Origin of the sequence: Bradyrhizobium sp. Leo170 (genome assembly GCF_004296405.1) — a bacterium.
Lineage (GTDB): Bacteria > Pseudomonadota > Alphaproteobacteria > Rhizobiales > Xanthobacteraceae > Bradyrhizobium.
Genome location: NZ_PSRR01000844.1, coordinates 1 through 599, shown reverse-complemented (window position 1 = coordinate 599; position 599 = coordinate 1). Strand labels below are relative to the sequence as shown.

Here is a 599-nt window from a genome sequence, read left to right as displayed (position 1 = left end):
GTCGCGGGAATTGTCCGGCGGCGGCTGCAGGCCTGTCGACGAGCCGATGCCGCTTTCGCCGCGGTTGATGGCGGGGTTCAAGAGTTCGGCGAGCGCCGGCGCGATCGGGAGAACGTCGGGCCGGTGTGCTTTGGATCTGGGGGATTTGCCGGGCTTTTTGGGAGTGTCAGGTTTCTTCGCCATGGCGCGAATATGGGACTGAAACCGCCGCCATGAAAGGGCAAACGTGGCTGTGGGCCCGCTCTGTCAGCAGATGTCAGCAGCCGCGGAACTGCTCCGCGGCGAAGTTGCCGAGGTGCCGGTTCTGCCTCTCCCGCTTGCGGGAAAGGGCTGGGGTGAGGGTGTCTCCGCGGCGGGATTCTTCGTGCGAAGAGAGCCCTCACCCGGCGCTATGCGCCGACCTCTCCCGCAAGCGGGAGAGGTGAGACGAGCCGCGACATCGTCACCTGTCAGCAGGCGGGCGAGGTGTTCTCGACGATGTTGAGATGAATCCCGCCGCAGCCGGTGCAGCGCATCGCCCAGTATTCGGCCCGGCCGGGAATGATGCGGAGTAGGGCGAGCTCGGCCTTGCATTCCGGGCAATTGTTCAGGAACGCCCG

At 65.8% G+C, this 599-nt stretch carries 1 protein-coding gene; it reads right to left on the bottom strand.

Features of this window, described 5'->3' with window-relative positions; translation table 11 throughout:
* Window positions 1-183: hypothetical protein (locus CWO89_RS48730; RefSeq protein WP_130584475.1), on the bottom strand; the 183-nt coding region annotated here is incomplete at its 3' end.
* Window positions 184-599: the final 416 nt, after the last annotated feature.